This window comes from Variovorax sp. PAMC28562, from assembly GCF_014303735.1.
In the GTDB taxonomy this organism is placed as follows: Bacteria; Pseudomonadota; Gammaproteobacteria; order Burkholderiales; family Burkholderiaceae_C; genus Variovorax.
Window position 1 is genome coordinate 4,421,575 of sequence record NZ_CP060296.1, and the last position, 22,981, is coordinate 4,444,555.

Here is a 22,981-nt window from a genome sequence, read left to right on the forward strand (position 1 = left end):
GGCCTAGTTGTTCTTCTCGTCCTTGGACATGATGTCCGTGGCCTTCAGGTTCACACCGCAGTCGGGGAACTCGTTGGTAGTGAAGAAGTTATCGCTCAGGTCGGGGTAGTAGGTCTCGCCCGCCTTGAAGTTCGGATGGCTGGTCTGCGGAATCGGCACCGAGATCAACTGCGGCATCACCTTGCCCTGCAGGGCCGCCACGGCGGCTTTCATAGAGATCGCGACCAGTCCGGGAGACTGGCCGATCGATGCGCACAGCAAGCCGTCTTTCGCGTTGGCGACGCACAGTTTGCGAAAACCGTTCTCGTCGGCGCCCGACACCGGGATCATCGGATGCTTGGCGTCGATGAGCGCACGCACGGCGCCCGTGGAGCCGGCCTGCACGAACATCGCGTCGAACTTCTTGTGCACGGACACGGCATCCGCGACCGCCTTCTGCGCTGTTCCGTCGTCCCAGTTGCCGACGACCTCGATGATTTCGAACTTGTTGCCCGGCGCCTCGACGGACTTCCTGAACCCAAGGTGACGGTCGCGGTCGACCGAGTTGCCCGGCAGGCCGCGCACTTCCAACAGCTTTCCGGTCTTGCCTTTCAGGTTCTTCAGCAGCCAGTCGCCAGACTGCGACCCGATCGACGTCTGGTCCTCGTTGACCATCATGACCTGGTCGGAATCGAGCACGTTGTCGAACGGCACGATCACCACGCCCGCCGCGTTGGCACGCTTGATTACCGGACCGAAGGCCGACGGGTTGACCGCCAGCGTGATGATCGCGTCGTAGCCGGAGTTGATGAAGTTATCCATGGCAGCGATCTGGGCCGCCACGTCCGTGCCCGTCGACACGATCTTGAACTCCTTGACCTGCGACTTCATGTCGGGCGTCGCGGCATAAGCCTTCGCCATCTTGATCATCTGGATGCGCCAGGTATTGCCCACGAAGCCGTTGGCCAGCGCGATGCGATAAGGCCCCTTCTTGGCAGGCCACTGGAAGTATTTGGTGCTGGCGTCCCAAGGCTTGAAGCAACCGGGGTTTTCGCCAGGGCCACTGACCACGACAGGACCTGCGGCAAACGCCGCGGTAGATGCCACCAGTGCCGCCGTCGCGGCGATGCGAGTGAGGAAAGTCATTTTTGTCTCCTGTTATTTTTGAAAGACTGCTCGAGGCAAACCAACGCTCACACGGTCGCAACCGGGCAGTGCCAACCGGTCAAGTCGTCCATTGAGCAGGTTGGCAGGTCATCATACAAATCCCGGAGTGAAACGATTGAGGACTAACCCTCGCCTCTTTCGATCAACGCAACAAGGCATTCGCTATCAAGCTGGCCGTCGCCGCCATCATCATTCGCGCGAAGCTGACTACCTGGTCAGCTACCGGCTCGCAGGCCTTCACTGCGGCGGTACCCACAGCCACCTGGCCACCAACGGACAGCAACCGCAAGCCCGTATCCCAAGGACGGGCTGCTCAGGGTGGCGATACGGGCCAAGCGTTTGAAGCGACATCACCGAGCACTCGATGCTGCGCACCAATTGACTTCCGACTTTCGCTTATGACCGGCTGCGGTCGTTCGCCCGCAACTACGGCAATGTCCAACTCAAAAGTACCGCGAGGGCGATGCCTCCCATCAGCAAAATGACCGGGCGCGCCCATAGGTTTCGCTTCGTCTCGCCGACGGGCGTCGGCGTCTTCTCTAGGGTGCTGTATTCAGTGTTCATGGAAGGATCCTAGCTGCCTTCGGCTACCCTGTAATAACAGGCTTGAGCGCTTCCATTTCGGCCACCATGAAGTCGAAGAAGGCACTCACACGAGCCGTCTTTCGTATCTCCGGCATCGCCAACAGCCGCCAGTCCCGTGACAACTCAGCGACCGGTCCGAGCACGCGGACCAGCTCTGCTTCCGAGTCGCCCAACGCCGTTGGCAACGGGCCGATGCCCACGCCCGCCTTCACCGACAGCAGCAGGCCGAGCACGCTGTCGTTGCGTGCCACCACGGTGGCACCGGGTGCTACCTGGCGCAGCCACTGGCTCGCGCGGTGGGCCGCCATCGATTCCTCGAATGCCACGATCGGGTGGCCAGAAAGCTCTTCGACACTCGACGGCTTTCCGTGTCGCGTCACGTAGTTCTTGCTGGCATAGACGGCCCACAGCGAATCGCCCACCTTGCGCCCCACCAGCACGCCATCGTCGGTGTCCCCGGAACGCAGTGCGACATCGGCGTCTCCGGCACGCAGGTCGATGTACTTGTCGCTCATCACGAACTCGACGTGCAAGCCGGGGTGCTGCGCACTGAAGCGGTCGAGCAGGCCTGATCGCGTCAGGCGATTGACCAGCGGCTCCGGGCAGGTGAGCCGGATCGCACCGGCCGCATTGCGCCTGGAGACAGAGAGCGCCTGCTCGAAGGCCTGCACGGCGCACTCGACTTGCTGCGCCGCTTCGAGCATCTCGGTACCGAAGTCGGTGAGCCGGTAGCCGCTGGTGTGACGCTGAACCAGGGCGCGACCGATGTGTCGCTCCAGCGCGGTCAGTCGCCGCTGAACGGTCGATTGGTCGACTTCCAAAGCCCGGCCCGCGGCAAGCGTGCTGCCGTGCCGCGCCACCGCTACCAAGTACTTCAGGTCATTCCAGTCGAGCATGCTGCGTTATGCACTACTGCGGCCCCGTTCTGCAAGTCTGCGCCTTGTGGCGGGCTGGTTGCATGCTTACGCTGAGTCTCCAAATCACATCGCCGCAACCATGAAGACACACGCCCTCGCGACTGGCTTAGTGCATCGCAGCACGAACGGCCTGAAGAGCTTTATGCCAAGGCGCAGCGTGCTGCTCGCCGCCGCCGCCACCGCCGCCGCCACGCTCGTCAGCCCGTTCGGCTTCGCGCAAACCCCGTCGACACCCAGGCGCGAGCGGCTTCGAATCATTTGCACCGGCCCCGCAGGCAGCGTGCCGGACACCATCGCGCGTCGCTTCGCCGAAGAACTCACGGGCGTGTTCGCGCAGCAGGTGTTTGTCGACAACCGCGTGGGTGCAGCGGGGCAAATCGCGGTGCAGGCGCTCAAGTCGGCACCACCCGATGGCTCGACCTGGCTGCTTGGTCAGGGCGCGCTCGCCAGCCTCTACCCCACGCTCTACGAGAAGCTCGGCTACGAACCTGCGCGCGATCTTCGGCCGGTTTCTCTCGCCGCGGAAATGAAGCTCGGCGTGGTCGTTGGCCCGGCAGTGCCGGCCGATGTCGACAGCATTGCATCGCTGATCGACTGGATGCGGCGCAACCCTGCTTCGGCCAATGCGGCATCGCCGGGAACCGGCACCCTGCCGCACATCCTGGAGGCGATGCTGTTCGACAAGGCTGGCCTGGACTGGCGCCATGTGCCATACCCCGGCGGGCCGCCAGCCATGGTCGCGCTGCTCGGGGGCCAGGTCGCGGTGCTGGTGCTGCCGGAAGGGCTGCTGTTGCCGCACCTGGCGAATATGGCGAGTTCGACGAGTCCGCCAAGTGCAGCTGGCGCCCGCCTGCGAATGCTCGGCACCTCGGGACTCGAACGCAGCCGGTTTTCGCCGGGCGTACCAACGCTGATCGAGCAAGGCTACGCGCGATCGGAAATGCGCGAGTGGTTCGCCTTCTTCTTGCCGGGTGGCGCATCGGCCGGCGTCGCAGAGGAAGCCTCGGCGGCAGTGAACACTGTCGTCGCTCGTGAGGAACTGGGGCGGCGATTCAATGACGCGGCGATGGTCGCCGTGCACAGCACGCCGGCACAACTCGCCGCGAAGGTCGACGAAGACCGGCGGGCCTGGGCGCCGCTTCTGGTCAGCGCTGGTATCCGGGGCGACTGAAGGGGCCGACGCGCGGAGGCCGACAACGCGTTGTGTCCACCACGGCTTTCACCACGAGTGCGCGAAGACGGGCCGCTGCGATGCCACGATGGCCGCATGCAGGCGCCGAACGATGCGGACCGACACATAGCCATGAGGCGCACGACGCGCCACCTCGCGTTGCGAGACTGGCGCAATGCGCCAGACCGACGCCGTGCGTGCAATCACACATCGGGCTTGCGCAGTGGGGACGAGGAGCATGTGAGATTCCGGGGATCGTAATGAAAAGGAACGCGTGGCAACCCAGCGGATTCTGGGGACGCGCACGCCAGCCGCAAACGAACGAATTCGTGTTTGTTGATACGCTTTTCGTTGCAGGCGCACGCCCGCTGTATGTGCTTGAGCTCGCGAGTTTTTGCGAGGTCCACTCAGATCATTCGCTTATTTAAAAGCAACGAATCGGTAGTTCGGAATTCGAAGGCGCGTGCACAGAATTGAAGACCAGCTGCCTGCTGGCACTGCTTCTTTTTTCTGGGTTCCATGAATTTCCAACAGTTGCGCTCCGTGCGCGAAGCCGTGAGATGCGGCTTCAATCTCACCGAAGCAGCGCATGCGCTGCACACCTCGCAGCCCGGGGTCAGCCGACAGATTCGCGAGCTCGAAGACGAGTTGGGCATCGCCCTCTTCGCGCGCGCAGGCAAGCGATTGACCGGGCTCACCGCGCCCGGCGGTCACCTGCTGCCGATCATCGAGCGCGTGCTGATGGAGAGCCAGAACTTGCGCCAGGCCGGCCAGGAATTCCTGGCGCAGGAAGACGGCTTGCTCTCCATTGCCGCGACGCATTCGCAGGCCCGCTACGCCCTGCCGATGGCGGTGCAGGAGTTCCGCGGCCGCTTCCCCAACGTGCAGTTGCACCTGCGCCAGGGATCGCCTCAGCAAGTCGCTCGGATGCTGCTCGAAGGCGAGGCCGATGTCGGCATCGCCACCGAAGCGCTGGGCGACTACACGCAGCTCGTGGCGCTGCCATGCTTTCGCTGGACGCATTCGTTGATCGTGCCGCCGGGCCATGCGCTGCTCGAAGGGCTGCTCACCATCGAGCGCTTGGCGGGCTATTCGCTCGTCACCTACGACAGCGGTTTCACGGGACGCACGCGTATCGATCAGGCCTTCGCCGAGGCCGGCCTGAAGCCGGATCTGGCCATCACGGCGATGGATGCCGATGTCATCAAGACCTATGTCGAACTGGGCATGGGCGTCGGCATCGTCGCCGGCATTGCCTTCGAAGCGGAGCGCGATCTCAGACTGCGCGCCGTCGACGTGGGACATCTCTTCGGTATCAACCTCACCAAGCTGGCTGTGCGCCGCGGCGCTTATCTGCGGTCCTATGTCTACGCTTTCATCGAAGCCTTCTCGCCGACGCTGACGCGACCGGCTGTTGAAGAAGCACTTGCCGCATTGGGTCCGCTTGGAAATGGCACAGCAGATGAAGGCGAAGCGCTGCCCGAATCGGCACTGGCACAACTGCTATCGCGTTCGCCGGGCGCTGGCGGCTCGATTCCCGCACGGCATTGAGTCGAAGTTCGATGTCATCTACAACTCCTTTCGCTCCCGCCACTGTCACTCGCCCTTCCACCGCGTTCTCTTCACAGCAACTCGCCGAACGCTTTCGCCCGATCTTCAAGCGCATCGCCGAAGGCGCCTTGCAACGCGAGAACGATCGCGCTTTGGCTTACGAGGCCGTCGGCTGGCTGCGCGAGTCTGGCTTCGGCGCGCTGCGCGTGCCCATCGCAGACGGCGGTCTCGGCGCATCGCCAGAGCAATTTTTCGATCTCCTGATCGAGCTCGGCGAGGCCGACTCCAACTTGCCGCAGGTGCTTCGGGCGCACTTCGGCTTCATAGAGTCGACGACTGGCGCGGCTTCGGTCAACGGTTGAGTGCTTCAGGCACGACGCGGTTTCACGATGTCCGTATCGACCCGGCTAACGTGTTGTGTTCGACGTGGGTGGCGCGTCCGCGCTGCAGGAAGACGCGCGGCTCGATCGGCACTGGCGCAACGCCCGTACGCTGGCGTCGCACAACCCGGTCATCTACAAGGCGCGCGTGGTGGGCGATCACGCACTCAACGGGATCGATCCGACCTTCTACTGGACAGTCGGCGCCAACGCGAGTTGAGTGGCGATCAGGGTGGATTAACCGCCTTGCTGCGGCGTGCTCAGACCAACGCCGGCGCCGCGACAGCGCGCTGACTGCGTTGCAACAACACCGGAACTGCACGCTCGACGGCCAATGCGATACGTGCCCGCAGCGCGTCGCTGCTCACACGGTAATTGTCGAACTCCTTGTCGGTCGCATACACGCCGATGGGCAGTGTGTGGGCCTGAAAGAAACTGAACAACGGCCGCAGCTGATGGTCGATCGCCAGCGCGTGGCGGTCGCTGCCGCCGGTCGCGGCCAGCAGCACCGGCACGTCGATCAAGGACTCGTGGTGAACGAAGTCGAACAGGTGCTTGAAGAGCCCGGTGTAAGAACCGCGGTAGATCGGGCTGGCGACCAGCAACAAATCGGCCGTCTCGATATCGCGCAGGATCGCCTCGATCTCCGGCGGCAGATGGGCGCGCTGCAGCACGCTGCCGAACTTCGGGACGATCTCGCCCAGCTCGACGAGCCGCGTGTTGGCCGGCACCGCATCGTTCAACCCTTCGAGCAAGTTTTCCACCAGTGCAAGGGTGCGTGACGGACGTTGCAGGCCGCCGGAGACGGCGACGATCTTGAGTTTTTTTGACATATTGAGTGCTGCGCAGAATTGCAAGACCTCTGACTGTGCAGCCGCAGCGCGCGGTTCGCCATTCCCGGGCTAGAAGCATTTCAGTTATCGATATGCGCATTTCTGAAGTCGGTGCACGGATAGACGGTGCCCTTGACGTCGACCTAGAGGTTCTCCAGCGGCACCTGCCGCTCGGCCGCCTCGGTCTCCAGATGAGCGGACCGTGCAGTGCTCGATTCGATGGAGGCGTTGCGCGCCTGCAGAACTGCGCATTTTCGAGCGAAGTAGTCGTTCAGATGGCTCATGGTTTTCTTTCGTCCATTCGTTCGGCAAACCTCGCTGTTCGGGTAGAAGGTGGACGGGGATCAAGAAAAACTGGCTGCAGCAGCTTTCGCATGTAGCTGGCTGGATGTAGCTGTCTGGTTGACGTAGATCGACGCGCGAAGCCAGAAAACGAAAAAGGGGTTGGCGGATGTTTATCTGCCAACCCCTGTCGATCTGGTCGGTGTGAAAGGATTCGAACCTTCGACCCCTTGCACCCCATGCAAGTGCGCTACCAGGCTGCGCCACACACCGAAGTCTCAGATTATAGCGGGGACGTTTCAGCGTCCGACGGAGAGGAGCTCGCGAATTTCGAAGAGCTCACGGCGCAGCAAGATGAGCTGCGCGCGGTCGACCTGTCGGGGTGGGTTGGTATCGAGTGCCTGTTGCAGCACGACAGCAGCATCGAACTCTTCCTGATCGATTTCGACTGCCTCCATGCCCTCCAGCGGCACCTCGCCGGCTTTGCGCTTGTCGCGCTCGTTTTGCACCAGTTCCTGCAGCTTGTTGCGGGCGCCGCTGATGGTGAAACCCTGGTCGTACAGGAGGTCGCGGATGCGGCGAATCATGAGCACCTCGTGGTGCTGGTAATAGCGTCGGTTGCCGCGACGCTTCATCGGCCGAAGTTGCGTGAATTCCTGTTCCCAGTAGCGCAACACGTGCGGTTTGACGCCACAGAGTTCGCCGACTTCACCAATGGTGAAGTAGCGTTTAACAGGAATAGGCGGGAGCGTTTTCTCCATTGAAATCAAGACGGTGCCGGGGGAAGCTCAGAGGTTACCCCACGTGCACGCAGAGCCACAAGAACTATTCGGCGCCCACGCTCCACTCAACCTCTTTTGCGCCACTGCTTTCGTCTTCGGCAGGGACGATGCTGCCGTGAATCTGCTCTTTGAGCTTTGCGCTTGCATGAAAGGTGGCGACCCGGCGCGCGCCGATCGGGATCGCTTCGCCGGTGCGCGGGTTGCGGCCAGGCCGTGGCGCCTTCACCCGGATCTGGAAGTTGCCGAAGCCCGAGATCTTGACGTCTGTGCCTTCGATCAGACTGCCGGCGACCAGATCGAAAAACGCTTCGACCATGTCTTTGGATTCGCGCTTGTTGAGGCCGATCTGCTCGAACAGCAGGTCTGCCAGATGCGCCTTGGTCAGGGCCGGTGTTTCGAGCGCTTCAAACGTAAATTCCATGGCGTCGATCATCCACGCAAACGCGCGCCGAGCTTGGCAGAAAGTTGATCGACGATGGCACGGACTGCCGGGTCGACCTGTTCATCGGTGAGCGTCGCGCTGTCGTCATGAAAAGTCAGCCGAACCGCCATGCTCTTCTCGCCCGATGCGAGCCCTGGAGACGCCAGCACCGTGCCGTCGCGTCCGGCTTGCGGCCGATAGATGTCGAACAATGCGGCGTCGCGTAGCAGGCCACCGGTCGATGCCGAGTCGATCGCAGCCGACAACGCTGCGAAGCTGACGGCCTCGGCCACCACGACTGCGATATCGCGCTCCACAGACTGATGCCTGGGCACGGGTTGCGCGAGCGGAACGGGTCGCGCGGTCACCGCGTCGAGATCGAGTTCGAACAGCACGGGCGCTTGCGCGAACTCCCATTGCTGACGCCATCGCGGATGCAACTCGCCGACCACACCAATCGCTTTTCCATCGACGAGCACGCGTGCGGCGCGGCCTGGATGCAGCGCCGGATGTTCAGTGCGTTCGAATGTCGGCGCCAAGGGTGCCAGCAACGCTTCGACATCGCCCTTGACGTCGAAGAAGTCGGCGCGCGCCGGCTTGGCATCCCAACGCGCCGCCTGCGCATCGCCCCAGGCCAGGCCCGCGACGCGCATCGGTTGATGGATGCCCTTGACGGTGGTGTCGGTCGTCGCGACGGTGGCGTCACGCAAAAAGACGCGGCCGATCTCGAAGACGCGCGCCGCCGCCGCTTTGCGGTCGAGGTTGAACTTGAGCACCTGCAACAGCGAGCCGAGCAACGACGAACGCATCACGCTCATCTGGCTGGCAATTGGATTGAGAAGCTTCACCGGATGCGCATTGCCGACCAGGTCACGCTCCCAGTCGGCTTCGACAAAGCTGAAGTTGATGGTCTCCTGGTAACCCAGCGAGGCGAGCCGCTGCCTCACGGCGAAGCGGCTGCGCTGCGCCTCGGTTTGCACGCGCGCAGTGATGGGCGCGAGCGGCGGTGTCGTAGGCAGGTTGTTGTAGCCGATGAGGCGTGCAACCTCTTCGATCAGGTCTTCCTCGATGACAAGATCGAACCGATGCGGCGGCGGCGTGACGACCAATGTGCCGTCGCCTTCGATCAAGGCAAAGCCGAGTCGGCTCAACGCATCGGCGCATTGCGCCTGAGTCAACGGCATGCCGATGACGCGCGCCGCGCGTGCAATGCGCAACGTGACGGGCTTCAAGTCTGGAAGGTGCAGGGTCTGGTCGTCGGTCGGCCCTGGCTGGCCGCCACAGATATCAACGATCAACTGCGTGATGCGTTCGATGATCTGCACGGTGCGGCTCGGGTCAACGCCACGCTCGAACCGATGACCGGCATCGGTCGAAAAGTTGAAGCGGCGCGAGCGCCCCTGGATCGCATCGGGCCACCAGAACGCGGCCTCGACATAGATGTTGCGCGTGCCGTCGGACACGGCGGTGGCGTCACCACCCATGATGCCGGCAAGCGATTCGACTTCGCGCTCATCGGCAATCACGCCGACCTTGTCGTCGACGGTCACGGTGTTGCCATTGAGCAGCTTGAGCTGCTCGCCGGGTTGACCCCAACGCACGGTAAGGCCGCCGTGGATCTTGTCGAGGTCGAAGATGTGCGTAGGTTGCCCGTACTCGAACATCACGTAGTTCGAAATGTCGACCAGCGCGGTGACGCTGCGCTGGCCGCAACGGGACAGCCGGTCGATCATCCACGCAGGAGTCTTCGCTTCAGGGTCGACGCCCTTCAGCACGCGGCCCGAAAAGCGGCCGCAGAGTTCAGGCGCATCGACCTTCACTGCGAGCTTGCTGTCGTGCGTCGGCATGACGGCGGGTGTCGCCGGCGTCTTGAGGGGCACGCCAGTCAATGCAGACAGTTCGCGCGCCACGCCGTAGACACTGAGGCCATGTGCCAGGTTCGGTGTGAGCTTGAGTGTGAGCAGCACATCGTCGAGCTTCAACACGTCGCGCACGTCGACGCCAATTGGCGCGTCTGCGGAGAGTTCGAGAAGACCGCCGTGGTCTTCGCTGAGCTGAAGCTCGCGCGCTGAGCACAGCATGCCTTGGCTCTCCACGCCGCGCAGCTTGCCGAGCTTGATCAAGAAGGGCTTGCCGTCTTCACCAAGCGGCAGTTCTGCACCTACGAGCGCGCACGGCACCTTAATGCCGACGCGCGCATTGGGCGCGCCACAGACGATGTTGAGCAACGCTCCCTGCCCGACATCGACCTGGCAAACCTTCAGGCGATCAGCGTTCGGGTGCGGCGTCGCTTCCTTGATTTCGCCGACCACAATTTTCGTGAAGGCAGGTGCGGCGGACCGACGCTCTTCGACTTCGAAACCGCCCATCGTGAGCGTGTCAGCCAGCTCAACGCTGCTGAGCGGCGGGTTGCAGAACTCGCGCAACCAGGACTCGGGGAATTGCATCTCGTCGTACTCGTTTCTGTTTATTGGAACTGCGACAAGAAGCGCAGGTCGCCGTCGAAGAAGTGGCGCAAGTCGTTCACGCCGTAGCGAAGCATCGCGAGCCGGTCAGGCCCCATGCCGAACGCAAAGCCGATGTAGCGCTCCGGGTCCAGTCCCATATTGCGCACGACGTTCGGATGAACCTGACCCGCTCCGGACACTTCCAGCCAGCGACCGGCCAACGGGCCGGTTTGAAACTGAATATCGATCTCGGCACTCGGCTCGGTAAACGGGAAGAAGCTCGGCCTGAAACGGAGCACCAGGTCGTCGGTTTCGAAAAAAGTACGGCAGAAGTCGGTGAACACGACCTTCAAATCCTTGAAGCTCACATTGGCGCCGAGCCACAGCCCTTCGCACTGGTGGAACATCGGCGAATGCGTGGCATCGCTGTCGACGCGGTAGGTACGGCCCGGCGCGATGACGCGGATCTCGGGTGCATGCACGGTGCCGGTGGTGTCCCTGGCCGCGGCCTCGAACAACGCGGCGTGCTTCTTGATGTGCTGGTGCGCGTATCGCACCTGCATCGGGCTGGTGTGCGGACGCAGGTTGTACGGCACGCCATCTTCACCGTCGATGTCGACATAGAAGGTGTCTTGCATCGACCGCGCCGGATGGTTCGGCGGGTTGTTCAGCGAGGTGAAGCTGTGCCAGTCGCTTTCGATTTCGGGGCCGTCGGCCACATCGAAACCCATGCTGGAAAAAATCGCTTCGATGCGCTCAAGCGTGCGGGTCACCGGATGCAAACCGCCACCGGTGCGACGTCGGCCCGGCAGGCTGATATCGAGCGCTTCGGCCTTCAGTTGCAGGTCGAGCTCGGCATCGGCAAGTTGCTGCCGACGTTCGGTCAGTGCAGCCTCTATGGCCTGCTTGGCAATGTTGATCGCTGCGCCACGCGACTTTTTCTCGTCGACAGCGAGCTGGGCCATGCCCTTCATCAGTTCGGTGATGCGCCCGGATTTACCAAGAAACAGTGCCTTGGCGTTCTCGAGATCCGCGGGGGCCTTGGCATCTGCAAATGCAGTGCGGGCGTTGTCGACCAGGGTGTCCAGCTCGTTCATGGGATTCTTGAATTACTTGGCGCGGGGAAATAAAAAAGGGCTGGAGCTTTTTCAAGCGCCAGCCCTTGTACCGTGGGCGCAAACCACCGTCCCGGGAGACGGCTGGTTCGCTGTGCAGGATCAAGCGGCCAGCTTGGCCTTGACCTGCTCCACGATGCCGGCAAAAGCGGCCTTGTCGTGCACTGCGATGTCCGCAAGCATCTTGCGGTCGATCTCGATGCCGGCCTTGCGGATGCCGTTGGCGAACTGGCTGTAGGTCAGGCCCAGTTCACGCGAGGCGGCGTTGATACGCGCAATCCACAACTGACGGAAAACACGCTTCTTGGTACGGCGATCACGGTAGGCGTATTGGCCTGCCTTCATCACCGCCTGTTTGGCGACGCGGAAGACATTGCCGCGACGACCGCGGAAACCCTTGGCGAGTGCGAGAACTTTTTTGTGGCGGGCGCGAGCCGTTACACCACGTTTGACGCGAGGCATGTGTGTACTCCTTGTTCGTCTTGGTTAAATGCCACGACCGGGCAGCATTGCGGCGACAGAAACCATATTGGTTTCATGCACTGCGACTGCACCACGAAGGTGACGCTTGTTCTTGGTGGTCTTCTTGGTCAGGATGTGACGTTTGAAGGCTTGACCGCGCTTGACGGTGCCACCTGGACGAACGCGGAAACGTTTTTTCGCGCTGCTCTTGGTCTTCATTTTGGGCATGTAATGCTCCTTTAATTGTGCTCGTGAGGCGCCGCGGATATTCCACGAGCTTGTTGGCCCCGAGACACTTCTTTATCTCGCTGCTGCCTGCACATTTCAGCGCCGGCAGCCACGAAATTCCTGCAACTAGCTAAAACTTCAAATCGATCGGGCCTAGGCCGTTGCGGGTGCCGCGGATTCCGCCGCCGGCTTCGCCGGTGCTCCCGCCTTCTTGCGGCCGGGTGCGATCATCATGATCATCTGGCGGCCTTCAAGCTTCGGAAACTGCTCGACCATGATCAGGTCAGCCAGCTCATCGCGAATACGCTGCAAAAGAGCCAGACCGAGTTCCTGGTGCGTAATCTCGCGGCCGCGAAAGCGCAGCGTGATCTTGCATTTGTCGCCCTCTTCAAGAAAGCGCTTGATATTGCGCATCTTGATGTTGTAGTCACCATCGTCGGTACCGGGCCGGAACTTGATTTCCTTGACCTCGATGACCTTTTGCTTGGACTTCGCCTCGGCAGCCTTCTTTTGTTCGTGGTACTTGAATTTTCCGTACTCGATCAGTCGACAGACCGGCGGGTTGGCCGCAGCCACGACCTCTACCAAATCCACGTCTTGTTCACCGGCCAGGCGCAAGGCCTCGACAAGACTCACAACTCCCAATGGCTCATTTTCCGGGCCGATCAGGCGGACTTCCGGGGCCATGATTTCCCGGTTAAGGCGGTGTTGGCGTTCCTCGCGGTGGCGGCGGTCGCGAAATGCAGTAGCGATGGTCAGAATCCTTCAAAATTTGCTACAGAATCTGTAGCGAACACCGTTCAGCCCTCGCGGACAAGCGGTACGTTTGGCCTGAAGCAGATGGAGTGCTTCAGGGACAAATCAACGCTTGTCGGCAATGTCCTGAAAGAGCCGCTGTTTGAACGAATCAAGGGACATTGCACCGAGGTCTTGATTGCCTCGGGCGCGCACTGCGACGGCACCGGCTTCCTTTTCCTTGTCGCCTACGACAAGGATGTAAGGGAGCTTTTGCAACGAATGCTTGCGTATTTTATACGTGATCTTCTCGTTGTGCAGGTCGAGCTGGGCCCTAACCCCTTGATCCTGCAGCGTTTTAGCCACTTCCGCAGCGTAATCCGCCTGACCTTCGCTGATATTTAGCACCACGACCTGCACCGGCGCAATCCAGGCGGGCATCGCGCCGGCGTGGTGTTCGATCAGCATGCCGATAAATCGCTCGAGGCTACCGACGATGGCACGGTGCAGCATGACCGGGCTGGCACGGCCGCTGGTTTCGGTCACGTATTCGGCGCCAAGGCGCTCTGCCGTGTTGAAGTCGACCTGCATCGTGCCGCACTGCCACTGCCGGCCCAGCGCGTCTTTGAGCGTGTACTCGATCTTCGGGCCGTAAAAGGCGCCGTCGCCGGGCGAGATGATGAAGTCCACGCCCGACCTGCGGAGTGCCTCCATGCAGGCGTGCTCTGCCTTGTCCCACAACTCATCGGCGCCCACACGGTTCTCGGGGCGCGTCGCCACCTTGTACAAAATCTCGCCAAAACCGAAGTCGGCATAAACCTTTTGCAACTTGGCCGTGTAAGCCACGCATTCGTCGAGGATCTGGTCTTCGGTGCAAAAGACGTGGCCGTCGTCCTGAGTAAAGCCACGAACACGCATGATCCCGTGCAGCGCGCCCGAGGGCTCGTTGCGATGGCATTGGCCGAACTCGCCATAACGGATCGGCAGGTCGCGGTAGCTACGCAAGTCGCTCTTGAAAATCAGCACATGGCCCGGGCAGTTCATCGGCTTGAGTGCGTATTCGCGCTTTTCCGACTCGGTCGTGAACATGCTTTCGCGGTAGTTCTGCCAATGGCCCGTTTTCTCCCACAGACTCTTGTCGAGGATCTGTGGGCCTTTTACTTCCTGATAGCCCGTCTCGCGGTAGACGCGACGCATGTATTGCTCGACCTCTTGCCACATCGCCCAGCCCTTCGGGTGCCAGAAAACGACGCCCGGCGCCACCTCGTCGATGTGGAACAGGTCGAGTTCCTTGCCGAGTTTTCGGTGGTCGCGCTTCTCTGCTTCTTCGATGCGCTGGATGTACTGATCCAGCTGCTTTTTGTCGGCCCACGCCGTGCCGTAGATGCGCTGCAGTTGCTCGTTTTTCGCGTCACCGCGCCAATAGGCGCCCGCCAGCTTCGTCAGCTTGAAAACCTTCAGGAAGCGCGTGTTGGGCACGTGCGGTCCGCGGCACATGTCGACGTATTCCTGGTGGTAGTAGAGACCCATCGACTGCTCGTCGGGCATGTCGTCGACCAGGCGCAGCTTGTAGTCTTCGCCGCGCGCCTTGAAGACGTCGATGACCTCCGCACGCGGTGTCATTTTCTTGACGACGTCGTAGTCCTGCGCGATCAGCTCGCGCATCCGCGCTTCGATGGCCGCCATGTCGTCGGGCGTGAACGGCCGCTCGTACGAGATGTCGTAATAAAAGCCTTCGTCGATGACCGGGCCGATCACCATCATCGCCGTCGGATACAGCTGCTTCACCGCATGGCCCAGCAGGTGCGCCGTCGAATGACGAATGATCACCAGCCCTTCTTCATCGCGCGGCGTGATGATCTGCAGCTTGGCGTCACGATCGATGATGTCGCTGGCATCGACCAGCAGCCCGTCGACCTTGCCGGCCACGGTCATTTTCGCCAGGCCGGGGCCGATGGATTGAGCGACTTCGGCGACCGAAACGGGGCCGGGATACTCGCGGCGCGAGTTGTCGGGAAGCGTGATCTGGATCATGTGAAAACCTCGGGGCAGAAAACAAAAAAGCGCGGTGATCGACCGCGCTTTGCATTGGCTTGATTGCCGGAGAAATCCAGCGTGCGCGGGCTACCGGTCCCGTCCGTTCAGGAAAAGACCGCTGATGGCTTGCGGCGTAGTTCGCGGTGTCATAGCCAAAATGCCTTTCTCGCCCTGGTTGCCGATCGGACCGCAGATTCTATCCGCGAGCACAAAAAAGCCCGGCCAAGGCCGGGCTTTGGGGTCACGTTCACGTTCGCATTTGTCATGAACGCAGGTTCAGTGGAACTGCTCTTCTTCAGTCGAACCGGTCAACGCCGTCACGCTCGACTTGCCGCCTTGGATCACGGTCGTCACTTCGTCGAAGTAGCCGGTGCCGACTTCTTGCTGGTGCGACACGAAGGTGTAGCCACGCTCACGCGCCGCGAACTCGGGCTCTTGCACCTTCTCGACATAGGCCGACATGCCACGCGCCACGTAGTCTTGCGCCAGATCGAACATGTTGAACCACATCGAGTGGATGCCCGCCAGCGTGATGAACTGGTACTTGTAGCCCATGGCGCCCAGCTCTTTCTGGAACTTGGCGATGGTCGCGTCGTCGAGGTTCTTCTTCCAGTTGAACGAAGGAGAGCAGTTGTACGCAAGCATCTTGCCAGGGTGAACCTTGTGCACGGCGTCGGCGAACTTCTTGGCAAAGGCCAGATCCGGCGTACCGGTTTCGCACCACACCAGGTCGGCGTAGTGGGCATAGGCGACGGCGCGGCTGATGGCCTGGTCCATGCCCTTGCGAGTCCGGTAGAAGCCTTCGGCCGTACGTTCGCCGGTGATGAACGGCTTGTCGTTTTCGTCGTAATCGCTGGTGATGAGATCGGCCGCTTCAGCGTCGGTCCGTGCGATCACCAAAGTCGGCGTGCCGCAGACGTCGGCCGCCATGCGTGCGGCGATCAACTTTTGCACCGCTTCGATCGTCGGCACCAGCACTTTGCCGCCCATGTGCCCGCACTTCTTGACCGATGCGAGTTGGTCTTCGAAGTGAACGCCACCGGCGCCGGCCTTGATCATGGCCTTCATCAATTCGAAGGCGTTCAGCACACCGCCGAAGCCGGCTTCGGCGTCGGCCACGATAGGAGCGAAGTAGTCGATGTAGCCCTTGTCGCCAGGATTCGTGCCCTTGGACCACTGGATTTCATCGGCGCGCTGGAACGTGTTGTTGATGCGCTCGACCACTGTCGGCACCGAGTCGACCGGGTACAGCGACTGGTCCGGGTACATCGATGCGTAGCTGTTGTTGTCTGCGGCCACTTGCCAGCCCGACAAGTAGATTGCCTTCACGCCGGCCTTGACTTGCTGCATGGCCTGGCCGCCAGTGAGTGCGCCGAGGCAGTTGACGTAAGGCTCGCTGTTGACGAGATCCCACAACTTTTCTGCACCACGATGGGCCAGCGTGTGCTCGATCCGTACCGAGCCGCGCAACCGCACGACGTCGGCGGCGCTGTAGCCGCGCTTGATGCCCTTCCAGCGCGGGTTCGTCGCCCAGTCTTTTTCAAGAGCGGCGATCTGTTGTTCGCGGCTCAGTTGTTCGGTCAGGGTTTGGGGCATGTGCACTCCGTGAGGTTGATTGGTTGACTTGGATCGGTTGGGCGCTTCCGCCATGTGACAAACTTTAACGCGAAGCCAAAGTCTTATGTCTTATAGAAGACATATAAATACCGATGCAAAATCAACCACTTACAGAGGCTTTTCTCAATGCGGAATAATTTTTCTTATATTGAGAAAAATTATTGCGTTGCACCAAAGTCGGATTTTGCGATGTGCAATCAAGTATTCGCTTGTGAAACTGCGACGGCAGCCTTCATCGACATCGAAACCAGTCACCACTTTCGATGACGGCGCGCCCGACAACACGCGACGGAGGGATCTCGTAGACAAGACAACGCAACGTCATCTCGCCTGCTTCGGTTCGCGGGGCCTGATCCGGACAGCACCAACTCGATCTCTCGCTTGACGTACAACTTCATCGGGCATCATCGATCCATTGATTCAATCGTGCCAGTCTAGTGAACCCACCTGCATCAGCGGCATCCACGGTGTCCGCCGCGCCAGCATCTAGCCGTCTCGTTGCCTATGCCTGCCTTGCCTTGAGCATGACGCTCGTCGGCAGCTATGTCGCTCTCTCCAAGCCACTCGTCGCCGCACTGCCGGTGTTGCTGCTCGCGTGGATGCGCTTCGGCATCGCCGCATTGGCCATGCCGCACTGGCTGAAGCGGCCGGCCGACGAACCACCGATGACACGACGCACGCGAGGCCTCGTCTTTCTCGAATCGTTCCTCGGCAACTTCATGTTCTCGATCTGCATGCTCTTTGGCGTGAGCATGACGAGCGCGGTGTCGGCCGGCGTGATCATGGCGTCGATCCCGGCGGTGGTCGCGTTGACCAGCTGGATCTTCCTGCGCGAGCGCATCACGCTGCGCGTAGCCGGCGCCATCGGCTGTGCCGCCGGAGGCATCGCACTGCTGGCGTTCGCGCCCGTGCACGTGACATCGACTGCAGCGTCAGCGCCGATATCAGGCGCAGTGCAAAGCAATATGCCTTGGCTCGGGAACCTGCTGGTGTTCTGCGCGGTGCTGTGCGAGTCGGCGTATGCGGTCATCGGCAAGTCGCTTACCGGACGTCTCGGACCCAAGCGCATCTCGTCGCTCATCAACCTCTGGGGCTTCGCGCTGTCGACGCCGTTCGGCCTCTGGTTCGCATGGCGGTTCGACTTCGCTTCAGTGCATGTCGGCACCTGGCTTTTGCTCGTGGTCTATGCGATGGCCGCGAGCATCTGGACGGTGTGGTTGTGGATGACCGGCCTGCGCAATGTGCCCGCATCGCAGGCTGGCGTTTTCACCGTGATGCTGCCTGTGAGCGCGGCGCTGGTGGGCGTGCTGGTGCTCGGCGAAAGCCTCTCGATGCTGCAGCTTGTGGCGTTCGCCGCGGCGCTCATGGGCGTGATGCTCGCGACCTGGCCTGCCCGCTTGGCGAAACCATAGGGCGCCATCTCTCGGCTCTCCCCCGCATTCCCCGCAGTTTCTCCTCTGAAAAAAACAACAGCCCCCAATGAAAAAGTCTCTTTTCCGCTTGGAAACGCGTTTTTTCTCCTTTAGCATCCGCAGTGCCAGTGGAGACGCTGTTTTTCATTGGTGAATGTCCAACCAAAAAAAGGAAATCAAACCATGGCAACTGCAAAAAAGGCTCCGGCCAAAAAGGCTCCCGCAAAGAAGGCTGTTCCAGCGAAGAAAGTAGCTGCTCCGGCAAAGAAGGCTGCTCCTGCGAAAAAGGCTGCGCCCGCAAAGAAGGCTGCTCCTGCGAAGGCTCCTGCAAAGAAGGCTGCTCCCGCCAAGAAGCGCACGCCCAACGCTGCCTTCATGAAGGCCCTGACCCCCAGCCCGGCACTCGCCGCTGTCGTCGGCTCTACGCCGCTGCCGCGTACCGCAGTCGTCAGCAAGCTGTGGGACTACATCAAGAAGAACAACCTTCAAGACAAGGCCAACAAGCGCAACATCAATGCCGACGCCAAGCTGAAGGAAATCTTCGGCAAGCCGCAAGTGTCGATGTTCGAACTGGCTGCGCTGATCGGCAAGCACGTCAAGTAAGCCTCGGGTGCGTTGTGCACCTGACACTGGAAAGCCGGCTCATGCCGGCTTTTTTTCGTTCAAGGTGAAGGCCGCGCTTGCGCTGCTTTGGTGATCGACGACAACGTGCCGCGCGTCGAGATGATCTCCGCATCGAGCGGTATCTCAATCAGCGTGCCGGTGTCAGCTTCCAGCGCCCGCAGCAAGGCGCCTTCGAACTGCGACGTGGCAGTCACTTTCTCAGCCGCATAGCCGTATGCCCTGGCAAGCGCGCAGAAGTCCGGGTTGCGCAGCGCGGTGCCGCTGACCTTGTTGGGGTACTCGCGCTCCTGATGCATGCGGATGGTCCCGAACATGCCGTTGTTCAGCAGCACGATGATGCTTTTGCCACCGTGCTGCGACGCCGTCGCCAGCTCCTGTCCGTTCATCAAAAAGTCACCGTCGCCAGCAATCGTGAAGGCGATGCGGCCGGTCGTCAGATTGGCCGCGATGCCGGCTGGCACGCCATAGCCCATGGCGCCGCTCGTCGGCGCCAACTGCGTCTTGTGGCCCTTCGCAAGCCCGTGGTAGCGAAAAAAGCGATGCACCCAGCTGGCGAAATTGCCGGCGCCGTTGGTGATGGCGGCATCGTGGGGCAGATGCTTTTGAAGCAACGCCACCACCTCGGCCATGTCGACCGCACCACGCGGCATGTCGGCCGGCAAGCCGGGCAACGGTTGCGGTACGAGGTTGGCGAGGTAGTCCGTGTGGGCTGCCGATGTCCAGTCTTCCCAAGGCACTTCAGGCGGGGCACTGAGCACCTCCAGGCTGCGCGCCGCGGCGCTCATGCCTGCATTGATGGCCAGGTCGGCCTGGTACACGCGGTTGAGCTCTTCGGCGCTGGCGTGGATGTGCACCAGCGTCTGCTTCGCCTTGGGGGCTTCGAGCAGTGTGTAGCCACCGGTAGTCATCTCGCCCAGGCGTGGTCCGATCGCGATGATCAGGTCGCTGTCTTTGATGCGCGCGGCGAGCTTGGGATTGATGGCGATGCCGACGTCCCCCGCATACAGCGGATGGTGGTTGTCGAACGTATCCTGAAACCGAAACGCATTGCCGACCGGTAGCTTCCAGTTCTCTGCAAAGCGCTGCAGCGCCTGCGCGGATTGCGTCGTCCAGCCACTGCCGCCAGCGATCACGAACGGGCGCTGCGCCTTCATGAGCAGTTCACGCAGCGTGCGCAGCGATCCCGGATCGCTCCACGGCTGCACCGCCTCGACGCGGCCGAGCGGGCGCGCGGCTGTGGTCGACCTCAGCATGTCTTCCGGCAGCACCAGCACGACCGGGCCGGGCCGGCCGTTCATCGCGGTCGAGAACGCGCGCGCGATGTATTCGGGAATGCGACTCGCATCGTCGATGCGCTCCACGCGCTTGGCGAAACCCTTGGTGCTCGGCCCGAAGAAGCTGCCGTAGTCGACCTCCTGAAAGGCTTCACGATCGCGAAAATCGCTGCCGACGTCGCCCACGAAAAGAACAAGTGGCGTCGAATCCTGAAACGCGTTGTGCACGCCGATCGATGCGTTGGTGGCTCCCGGGCCGCGCGTCACGAAGCAGATGCCAGGCCGCCCGGTAAGCCGCCCATGCGCATCCGCCATGAAGGCCGCGCCACCCTCCTGCCGGCTCACGATGAAGCGAATGCGGTCCTCGTACGCATGAAAGCCGTCGAGCACCGCGAGGAAACTTTCTCCCGGCACGCCGAATGCAATTTCGACGCCTTGCTCTATGAGGCACTCGACGATCAAGTGCCCCGCTGTCTGCTGCTTTTGCATGCCACGCCCGATTGAGTAGATGAAGAGATGTCGCCGATTATCGTCAGGGAAAAATCGGGTTGGCTTTAATTCACCAAACAGTTAAAAGAACGCATGAAATCCGTTGCAGCCATCGCACCCGAACCGCGCCTCAGAGACGCCGACAGATCGCAGCAAGCGATCCTCGACGCTGCGCGCGAAGAGTTCGCGCTGCTGGGACTGGCCGGTGCGCGCGTCGACAGCATCGCGGAGCGTGCGGGCCTCAACAAGCGACTGATCTACTACTACTTCAGCAGCAAGGACGACCTGTTTCTGGCAGTGCTGGAGAGCGCCTACGCCAACATTCGCGAGGCCGAAAAAGAGTTGCATCTGCTCGACTTGCCGCCGGCCGAAGCCGTGCGCCGACTCATGGAATTCACCTGGAACTATTACCTCGAACATCCCGAGTTCATCACCCTTCTCAACAGCGCCAACCTGCACCAAGCGCGCCATCTGCAAAAGTCCAAGCGCGTGCGTGAAATGAACTCGCCGGTGATCCAGACGCTTGGCGACATTCTCGAACGTGGCCGCAAGGAAGGCGTGTTTCGCGGCGGTGTCGATCCAGTGCACCTCTACATCTCGATCGCCGGCCTCGCGTACTTCTATCTTTCCAACAACTACACGCTGTCAGCCATCTTCGGGCGCGACCTCATGACGCGCAAAGCACGCAGCGAACGCCTCTCACACATGTGCGATGTGATCCTAGGGTATGTCCTGAGGGACTGACCGGCGTGGTCCGTTGACGCTCCGCTTCGCGATAGTCAGAATTCACCCGCTGGTGAATTAAAACCATAACTGGAGACCTTCGTGATGCATGCCGATTCCGTTCGCAACCTGGCTCGCCGGGTGTTTGTCGTCGCCGTTCTGTCTGCCGCTGCGTCCAGCGCGCTGGCCCAGTGGAAGCCCTCTCGCCCCATCAACTTGATCGTGCCGTGGGCGGCAGGCGGCTCGACCGATCAGGTCACGCGCGTCACTGCAGGCGAGATCGAAAAAGCACTCGGCCAAACTGTCGTCATCATCAATCAGCCGGGTGCATCCGGCGCGATCGGCACCAAGAGCGCGCTCGACGCTGCAAAGGATGGCTACACGTGGACGGCCGGTGCCGCACAAGACCTGGGCACCTACGAAACGCTCGGCTCGCTGCAAACGAAGATGAGCGACTGGCACATCTTCCTGACGGTCGCCAACATCCAGGTGATCGGCGTGAATCCGGCAACGCCGTACAAGACAGCCAAGGACCTGATCGACGCCATGAAGGCTCAGCCCGGCAAGATCACGGTGGCGACGGCAGGTGTCACCTCCGCAGGCCACAACGCGATGGACTTCATCGCCGGGGCTACCGGCGTCAAGTACCGCGAAGTGCCTTACGACGGCGGCAACCCTGCCGTCGTCGCCACCGTGTCGGGCGAGGCAGAAGTCACCACGCAACTGGCCGTCGAGCAGGCGGACATGATCCGTGGCAAACGCCTGCGTCCGCTGGCCACCGTCAGCGACAAGCCGCTCGACCTCGAAGGCTTCGGCGTCATCCCGCCGCTGTCGCAGACCATTCCCGGCTTTACCGCGCCGGCCAACTACTTCGGCATTTTCATTCCCAAAGGCGTGCCGGATGAAGTCGTGAAAACGGTGCAGAAGATCTGGGAAGAAAACATCCCGAAGAGCGAGGGGCTGAAGAAGTACGCGAGCAGCCGCGGCGCGCTGTTCCTGCCGACCTCAGGCGAGGCTGCGCAGAAGGCGGTGATGCCGGCTGTGCAGGCGAATGCGTGGATGCTGTTCGGGGCGGGCAAGGCCAAGGTGTCGCCCGACACCGTGGGCATTCCGAAGCCTTGATTCGTGTCCATGACGCCTCCCGCTACATCGACCTCTGCACAGCCAAAGCAGTTGTCCGAGCTCCCGACGTCGCCGGTTGAAGAAGCCCGAATCGTCAGCCCGCGCTCCGACCTGATCGCTGCCTTCGCGTGGATGATCTTCGGCGCGGCGGTGCTGATCGGCTCGCTCCGCATGGACCGGCTCGAGAAGCAGGACATCAATCCGTATACCGCGCCTGGACTGTTGCCGGGCTTGCTCGGCATCGTGACGGTGTTGCTGGGGTTTCTGCTGGCGCTGCGCAGTTGGCGTCGACTCTCTGCGCATTCCGGCGAAGCCGCAGTGGCGACACATGCCACCAGCAGCGTCGAGAAGAAACGCATCGTGCTGGTGGTGGGTTTGTGCGTCGTTTTCGCGGTCGGGCTCGTGGGGCACGGACTGCCCTTCTGGGCGGCAGCCGCGCTGTTCGTGACCATCGCGATCCTGAGCCTGCAGCACGTGCAACGCAAGGCAGCAGGCGAGTCGCTCACGCTGCCGATCTTCTGCAAGACGCTGGCAATCGGCCTCGGCGCCGGCATCGTCATCACGCTCGTGTTCCAGGAACTGTTCCTGGTGCACCTACCTTAAGCAACTCTCTGAGCTCAGCAAGACC

At 61.6% G+C, this 22,981-nt stretch carries 23 protein-coding genes, 1 tRNA gene and 1 pseudogene; 8 read left to right on the forward strand and 17 right to left on the reverse strand.

Annotated features, from left to right (window positions below):
- Nucleotides 1-3 precede the first annotated feature (3 nt).
- From H7F36_RS20720 to H7F36_RS20730, 3 genes are all read right to left on the reverse strand, one after another.
- A complete protein-coding gene (locus H7F36_RS20720; protein WP_187052540.1) occupies nucleotides 4-1,125 on the reverse strand; it encodes a sugar ABC transporter substrate-binding protein in 1,122 nt (373 codons plus the stop codon).
- Nucleotides 1,126-1,572: 447 nt separating this feature from the next.
- A complete protein-coding gene (locus H7F36_RS20725) occupies nucleotides 1,573-1,710 on the reverse strand; it encodes a hypothetical protein (protein WP_187052541.1) in 138 nt (45 codons plus the stop codon).
- A 23-nt stretch (nucleotides 1,711-1,733) separates the two neighbouring features.
- Nucleotides 1,734-2,627: a LysR family transcriptional regulator gene (locus H7F36_RS20730; protein WP_187052542.1), complete on the reverse strand. Its 894-nt coding sequence runs from the start codon at nucleotides 2,625-2,627 to the stop codon at nucleotides 1,734-1,736.
- A gap of 100 nt (nucleotides 2,628-2,727) precedes the next feature.
- Here H7F36_RS20730 and H7F36_RS20735 point away from each other — a divergent pair, with 100 nt between their 5' ends.
- Complete coding sequence (locus H7F36_RS20735; RefSeq protein WP_187052543.1) at nucleotides 2,728-3,819, forward strand: tripartite tricarboxylate transporter substrate-binding protein; 1,092 nt, start codon at nucleotides 2,728-2,730, stop codon at nucleotides 3,817-3,819.
- A 48-nt stretch (nucleotides 3,820-3,867) separates the two neighbouring features.
- Here H7F36_RS20735 and H7F36_RS20740 read toward each other — a convergent pair whose 3' ends face one another.
- Complete coding sequence (locus H7F36_RS20740; protein WP_187052544.1) at nucleotides 3,868-4,059, reverse strand: hypothetical protein; 192 nt, start codon at nucleotides 4,057-4,059, stop codon at nucleotides 3,868-3,870.
- 279 nt (nucleotides 4,060-4,338) lie between these two features.
- Between H7F36_RS20740 and H7F36_RS20745 the strand changes: the two genes are divergently transcribed.
- Nucleotides 4,339-5,370, forward strand: a complete 1,032-nt coding sequence (locus tag H7F36_RS20745; RefSeq protein ID WP_187052545.1) for a CysB family HTH-type transcriptional regulator — start codon at nucleotides 4,339-4,341, stop codon at nucleotides 5,368-5,370.
- 11 nt (nucleotides 5,371-5,381) lie between these two features.
- Nucleotides 5,382-5,970 (forward strand): annotated as a pseudogene (locus H7F36_RS20750) (hypothetical protein).
- 40 nt (nucleotides 5,971-6,010) lie between these two features.
- Here H7F36_RS20750 and msuE read toward each other — a convergent pair.
- From msuE to aceA, 12 genes are all read right to left on the reverse strand, one after another.
- Nucleotides 6,011-6,583, reverse strand: coding sequence for an FMN reductase (gene msuE, locus H7F36_RS20755; protein ID WP_187052546.1), 573 nt, complete (start codon nucleotides 6,581-6,583; stop codon nucleotides 6,011-6,013).
- A 143-nt stretch (nucleotides 6,584-6,726) separates the two neighbouring features.
- Nucleotides 6,727-6,867 (reverse strand): hypothetical protein, encoded by a 141-nt coding sequence (locus H7F36_RS20760; protein WP_187052547.1) that lies wholly within the window; start codon nucleotides 6,865-6,867, stop codon nucleotides 6,727-6,729.
- Between the two features lie 194 nt (nucleotides 6,868-7,061).
- Nucleotides 7,062-7,138: transfer RNA gene (locus H7F36_RS20765), tRNA-Pro, on the reverse strand.
- 26 nt (nucleotides 7,139-7,164) lie between these two features.
- Nucleotides 7,165-7,626 carry a MerR family transcriptional regulator gene (locus H7F36_RS20770; RefSeq protein ID WP_187052548.1) on the reverse strand — a complete coding sequence of 154 codons (462 nt, stop codon included), beginning with the start codon at nucleotides 7,624-7,626 and terminating at the stop codon, nucleotides 7,165-7,167.
- 64 nt (nucleotides 7,627-7,690) lie between these two features.
- Entirely contained in the window at nucleotides 7,691-8,068 is a 378-nt protein-coding gene (locus tag H7F36_RS20775) for an integration host factor subunit alpha (protein WP_187052549.1), read from the reverse strand.
- Between the two features lie 8 nt (nucleotides 8,069-8,076).
- The gene (pheT, locus tag H7F36_RS20780) at nucleotides 8,077-10,515 is read right to left on the reverse strand and encodes a phenylalanine--tRNA ligase subunit beta (protein WP_187052550.1); all 2,439 of its coding nucleotides are present in this window, start codon (nucleotides 10,513-10,515) and stop codon (nucleotides 8,077-8,079) included.
- A gap of 20 nt (nucleotides 10,516-10,535) precedes the next feature.
- A complete protein-coding gene (gene pheS / locus H7F36_RS20785) occupies nucleotides 10,536-11,612 on the reverse strand; it encodes a phenylalanine--tRNA ligase subunit alpha (RefSeq protein ID WP_187052551.1) in 1,077 nt (358 codons plus the stop codon).
- 120 nt (nucleotides 11,613-11,732) lie between these two features.
- A complete protein-coding gene (gene rplT, locus H7F36_RS20790) occupies nucleotides 11,733-12,092 on the reverse strand; it encodes a 50S ribosomal protein L20 (protein ID WP_007832499.1) in 360 nt (119 codons plus the stop codon).
- 24 nt (nucleotides 12,093-12,116) lie between these two features.
- A complete protein-coding gene (gene rpmI / locus H7F36_RS20795; protein ID WP_007832497.1) occupies nucleotides 12,117-12,320 on the reverse strand; it encodes a 50S ribosomal protein L35 in 204 nt (67 codons plus the stop codon).
- Between the two features lie 153 nt (nucleotides 12,321-12,473).
- On the reverse strand, nucleotides 12,474-13,007 hold the full coding sequence (gene infC, locus H7F36_RS20800; RefSeq protein WP_261802421.1) for a translation initiation factor IF-3: 534 nt from the start codon (nucleotides 13,005-13,007) through the stop codon (nucleotides 12,474-12,476).
- A 174-nt stretch (nucleotides 13,008-13,181) separates the two neighbouring features.
- Nucleotides 13,182-15,089 (reverse strand): threonine--tRNA ligase, encoded by a 1,908-nt coding sequence (gene thrS / locus H7F36_RS20805; RefSeq protein WP_187052552.1) that lies wholly within the window; start codon nucleotides 15,087-15,089, stop codon nucleotides 13,182-13,184.
- 279 nt (nucleotides 15,090-15,368) lie between these two features.
- Complete coding sequence (aceA, locus tag H7F36_RS20810) at nucleotides 15,369-16,688, reverse strand: isocitrate lyase (RefSeq protein WP_187052553.1); 1,320 nt, start codon at nucleotides 16,686-16,688, stop codon at nucleotides 15,369-15,371.
- A 545-nt stretch (nucleotides 16,689-17,233) separates the two neighbouring features.
- On the opposite strand from aceA, the gene H7F36_RS20815 reads away from it, so the two are divergent.
- The gene (locus H7F36_RS20815) at nucleotides 17,234-18,121 is read left to right on the forward strand and encodes a DMT family transporter (protein WP_261802688.1); all 888 of its coding nucleotides are present in this window, start codon (nucleotides 17,234-17,236) and stop codon (nucleotides 18,119-18,121) included.
- Nucleotides 18,122-18,304: 183 nt separating this feature from the next.
- Nucleotides 18,305-18,724, forward strand: coding sequence for an SWIB/MDM2 domain-containing protein (locus tag H7F36_RS20820; RefSeq protein WP_187052555.1), 420 nt, complete (start codon nucleotides 18,305-18,307; stop codon nucleotides 18,722-18,724).
- Between the two features lie 59 nt (nucleotides 18,725-18,783).
- Here the strand turns inward: H7F36_RS20820 and H7F36_RS20825 are convergent, their stop codons facing one another.
- Nucleotides 18,784-20,508, reverse strand: a complete 1,725-nt coding sequence (locus H7F36_RS20825; protein WP_187052556.1) for a thiamine pyrophosphate-binding protein — start codon at nucleotides 20,506-20,508, stop codon at nucleotides 18,784-18,786.
- Between the two features lie 93 nt (nucleotides 20,509-20,601).
- On the opposite strand from H7F36_RS20825, the gene H7F36_RS20830 reads away from it, so the two are divergent.
- The 3 genes from H7F36_RS20830 to H7F36_RS20840 all read left to right on the forward strand — a co-directional run bounded on the left by H7F36_RS20830 (nucleotide 20,602) and on the right by H7F36_RS20840 (nucleotide 22,956).
- Nucleotides 20,602-21,252, forward strand: coding sequence for a TetR/AcrR family transcriptional regulator (locus H7F36_RS20830; protein WP_187052557.1), 651 nt, complete (start codon nucleotides 20,602-20,604; stop codon nucleotides 21,250-21,252).
- Between the two features lie 84 nt (nucleotides 21,253-21,336).
- On the forward strand, nucleotides 21,337-22,353 hold the full coding sequence (locus tag H7F36_RS20835) for a Bug family tripartite tricarboxylate transporter substrate binding protein (protein WP_187052558.1): 1,017 nt from the start codon (nucleotides 21,337-21,339) through the stop codon (nucleotides 22,351-22,353).
- 9 nt (nucleotides 22,354-22,362) lie between these two features.
- Entirely contained in the window at nucleotides 22,363-22,956 is a 594-nt protein-coding gene (locus H7F36_RS20840; protein WP_187052559.1) for a tripartite tricarboxylate transporter TctB family protein, read from the forward strand.
- Nucleotides 22,957-22,981: the final 25 nt, after the last annotated feature.

Excerpts from the sequence above, each read along its gene's own strand:
- H7F36_RS20720 (WP_187052540.1), bottom strand. The coding sequence starts at position 1,125 with ATGACTTTCCTCACTCGCATCGCCGCGACGGCGGCACTGGTGGCATCT.
- H7F36_RS20725 (WP_187052541.1), bottom strand. The coding sequence starts at position 1,710 with ATGAACACTGAATACAGCACCCTAGAGAAGACGCCGACGCCCGTCGGC.
- H7F36_RS20730 (WP_187052542.1), bottom strand. The coding sequence starts at position 2,627 with ATGCTCGACTGGAATGACCTGAAGTACTTGGTAGCGGTGGCGCGGCAC.
- H7F36_RS20735 (WP_187052543.1), top strand. The coding sequence starts at position 2,728 with ATGAAGACACACGCCCTCGCGACTGGCTTAGTGCATCGCAGCACGAAC.
- H7F36_RS20740 (WP_187052544.1), bottom strand. The coding sequence starts at position 4,059 with ATGCTCCTCGTCCCCACTGCGCAAGCCCGATGTGTGATTGCACGCACG.
- H7F36_RS20745 (WP_187052545.1), top strand. The coding sequence starts at position 4,339 with ATGAATTTCCAACAGTTGCGCTCCGTGCGCGAAGCCGTGAGATGCGGC.
- msuE (WP_187052546.1), bottom strand. The coding sequence starts at position 6,583 with ATGTCAAAAAAACTCAAGATCGTCGCCGTCTCCGGCGGCCTGCAACGT.
- H7F36_RS20760 (WP_187052547.1), bottom strand. The coding sequence starts at position 6,867 with ATGAGCCATCTGAACGACTACTTCGCTCGAAAATGCGCAGTTCTGCAG.
- H7F36_RS20770 (WP_187052548.1), bottom strand. The coding sequence starts at position 7,626 with ATGGAGAAAACGCTCCCGCCTATTCCTGTTAAACGCTACTTCACCATT.
- H7F36_RS20775 (WP_187052549.1), bottom strand. The coding sequence starts at position 8,068 with ATGGAATTTACGTTTGAAGCGCTCGAAACACCGGCCCTGACCAAGGCG.
- pheT (WP_187052550.1), bottom strand. The coding sequence starts at position 10,515 with ATGCAATTCCCCGAGTCCTGGTTGCGCGAGTTCTGCAACCCGCCGCTC.
- pheS (WP_187052551.1), bottom strand. The coding sequence starts at position 11,612 with ATGAACGAGCTGGACACCCTGGTCGACAACGCCCGCACTGCATTTGCA.
- rplT (WP_007832499.1), bottom strand. The coding sequence starts at position 12,092 with ATGCCTCGCGTCAAACGTGGTGTAACGGCTCGCGCCCGCCACAAAAAA.
- rpmI (WP_007832497.1), bottom strand. The coding sequence starts at position 12,320 with ATGCCCAAAATGAAGACCAAGAGCAGCGCGAAAAAACGTTTCCGCGTT.
- infC (WP_261802421.1), bottom strand. The coding sequence starts at position 13,007 with ATGGCCCCGGAAGTCCGCCTGATCGGCCCGGAAAATGAGCCATTGGGA.
- thrS (WP_187052552.1), bottom strand. The coding sequence starts at position 15,089 with ATGATCCAGATCACGCTTCCCGACAACTCGCGCCGCGAGTATCCCGGC.
- aceA (WP_187052553.1), bottom strand. The coding sequence starts at position 16,688 with ATGCCCCAAACCCTGACCGAACAACTGAGCCGCGAACAACAGATCGCC.
- H7F36_RS20815 (WP_261802688.1), top strand. The coding sequence starts at position 17,234 with ATGACGCTCGTCGGCAGCTATGTCGCTCTCTCCAAGCCACTCGTCGCC.
- H7F36_RS20820 (WP_187052555.1), top strand. The coding sequence starts at position 18,305 with ATGGCAACTGCAAAAAAGGCTCCGGCCAAAAAGGCTCCCGCAAAGAAG.
- H7F36_RS20825 (WP_187052556.1), bottom strand. The coding sequence starts at position 20,508 with ATGCAAAAGCAGCAGACAGCGGGGCACTTGATCGTCGAGTGCCTCATA.
- H7F36_RS20830 (WP_187052557.1), top strand. The coding sequence starts at position 20,602 with ATGAAATCCGTTGCAGCCATCGCACCCGAACCGCGCCTCAGAGACGCC.
- H7F36_RS20835 (WP_187052558.1), top strand. The coding sequence starts at position 21,337 with ATGCATGCCGATTCCGTTCGCAACCTGGCTCGCCGGGTGTTTGTCGTC.
- H7F36_RS20840 (WP_187052559.1), top strand. The coding sequence starts at position 22,363 with ATGACGCCTCCCGCTACATCGACCTCTGCACAGCCAAAGCAGTTGTCC.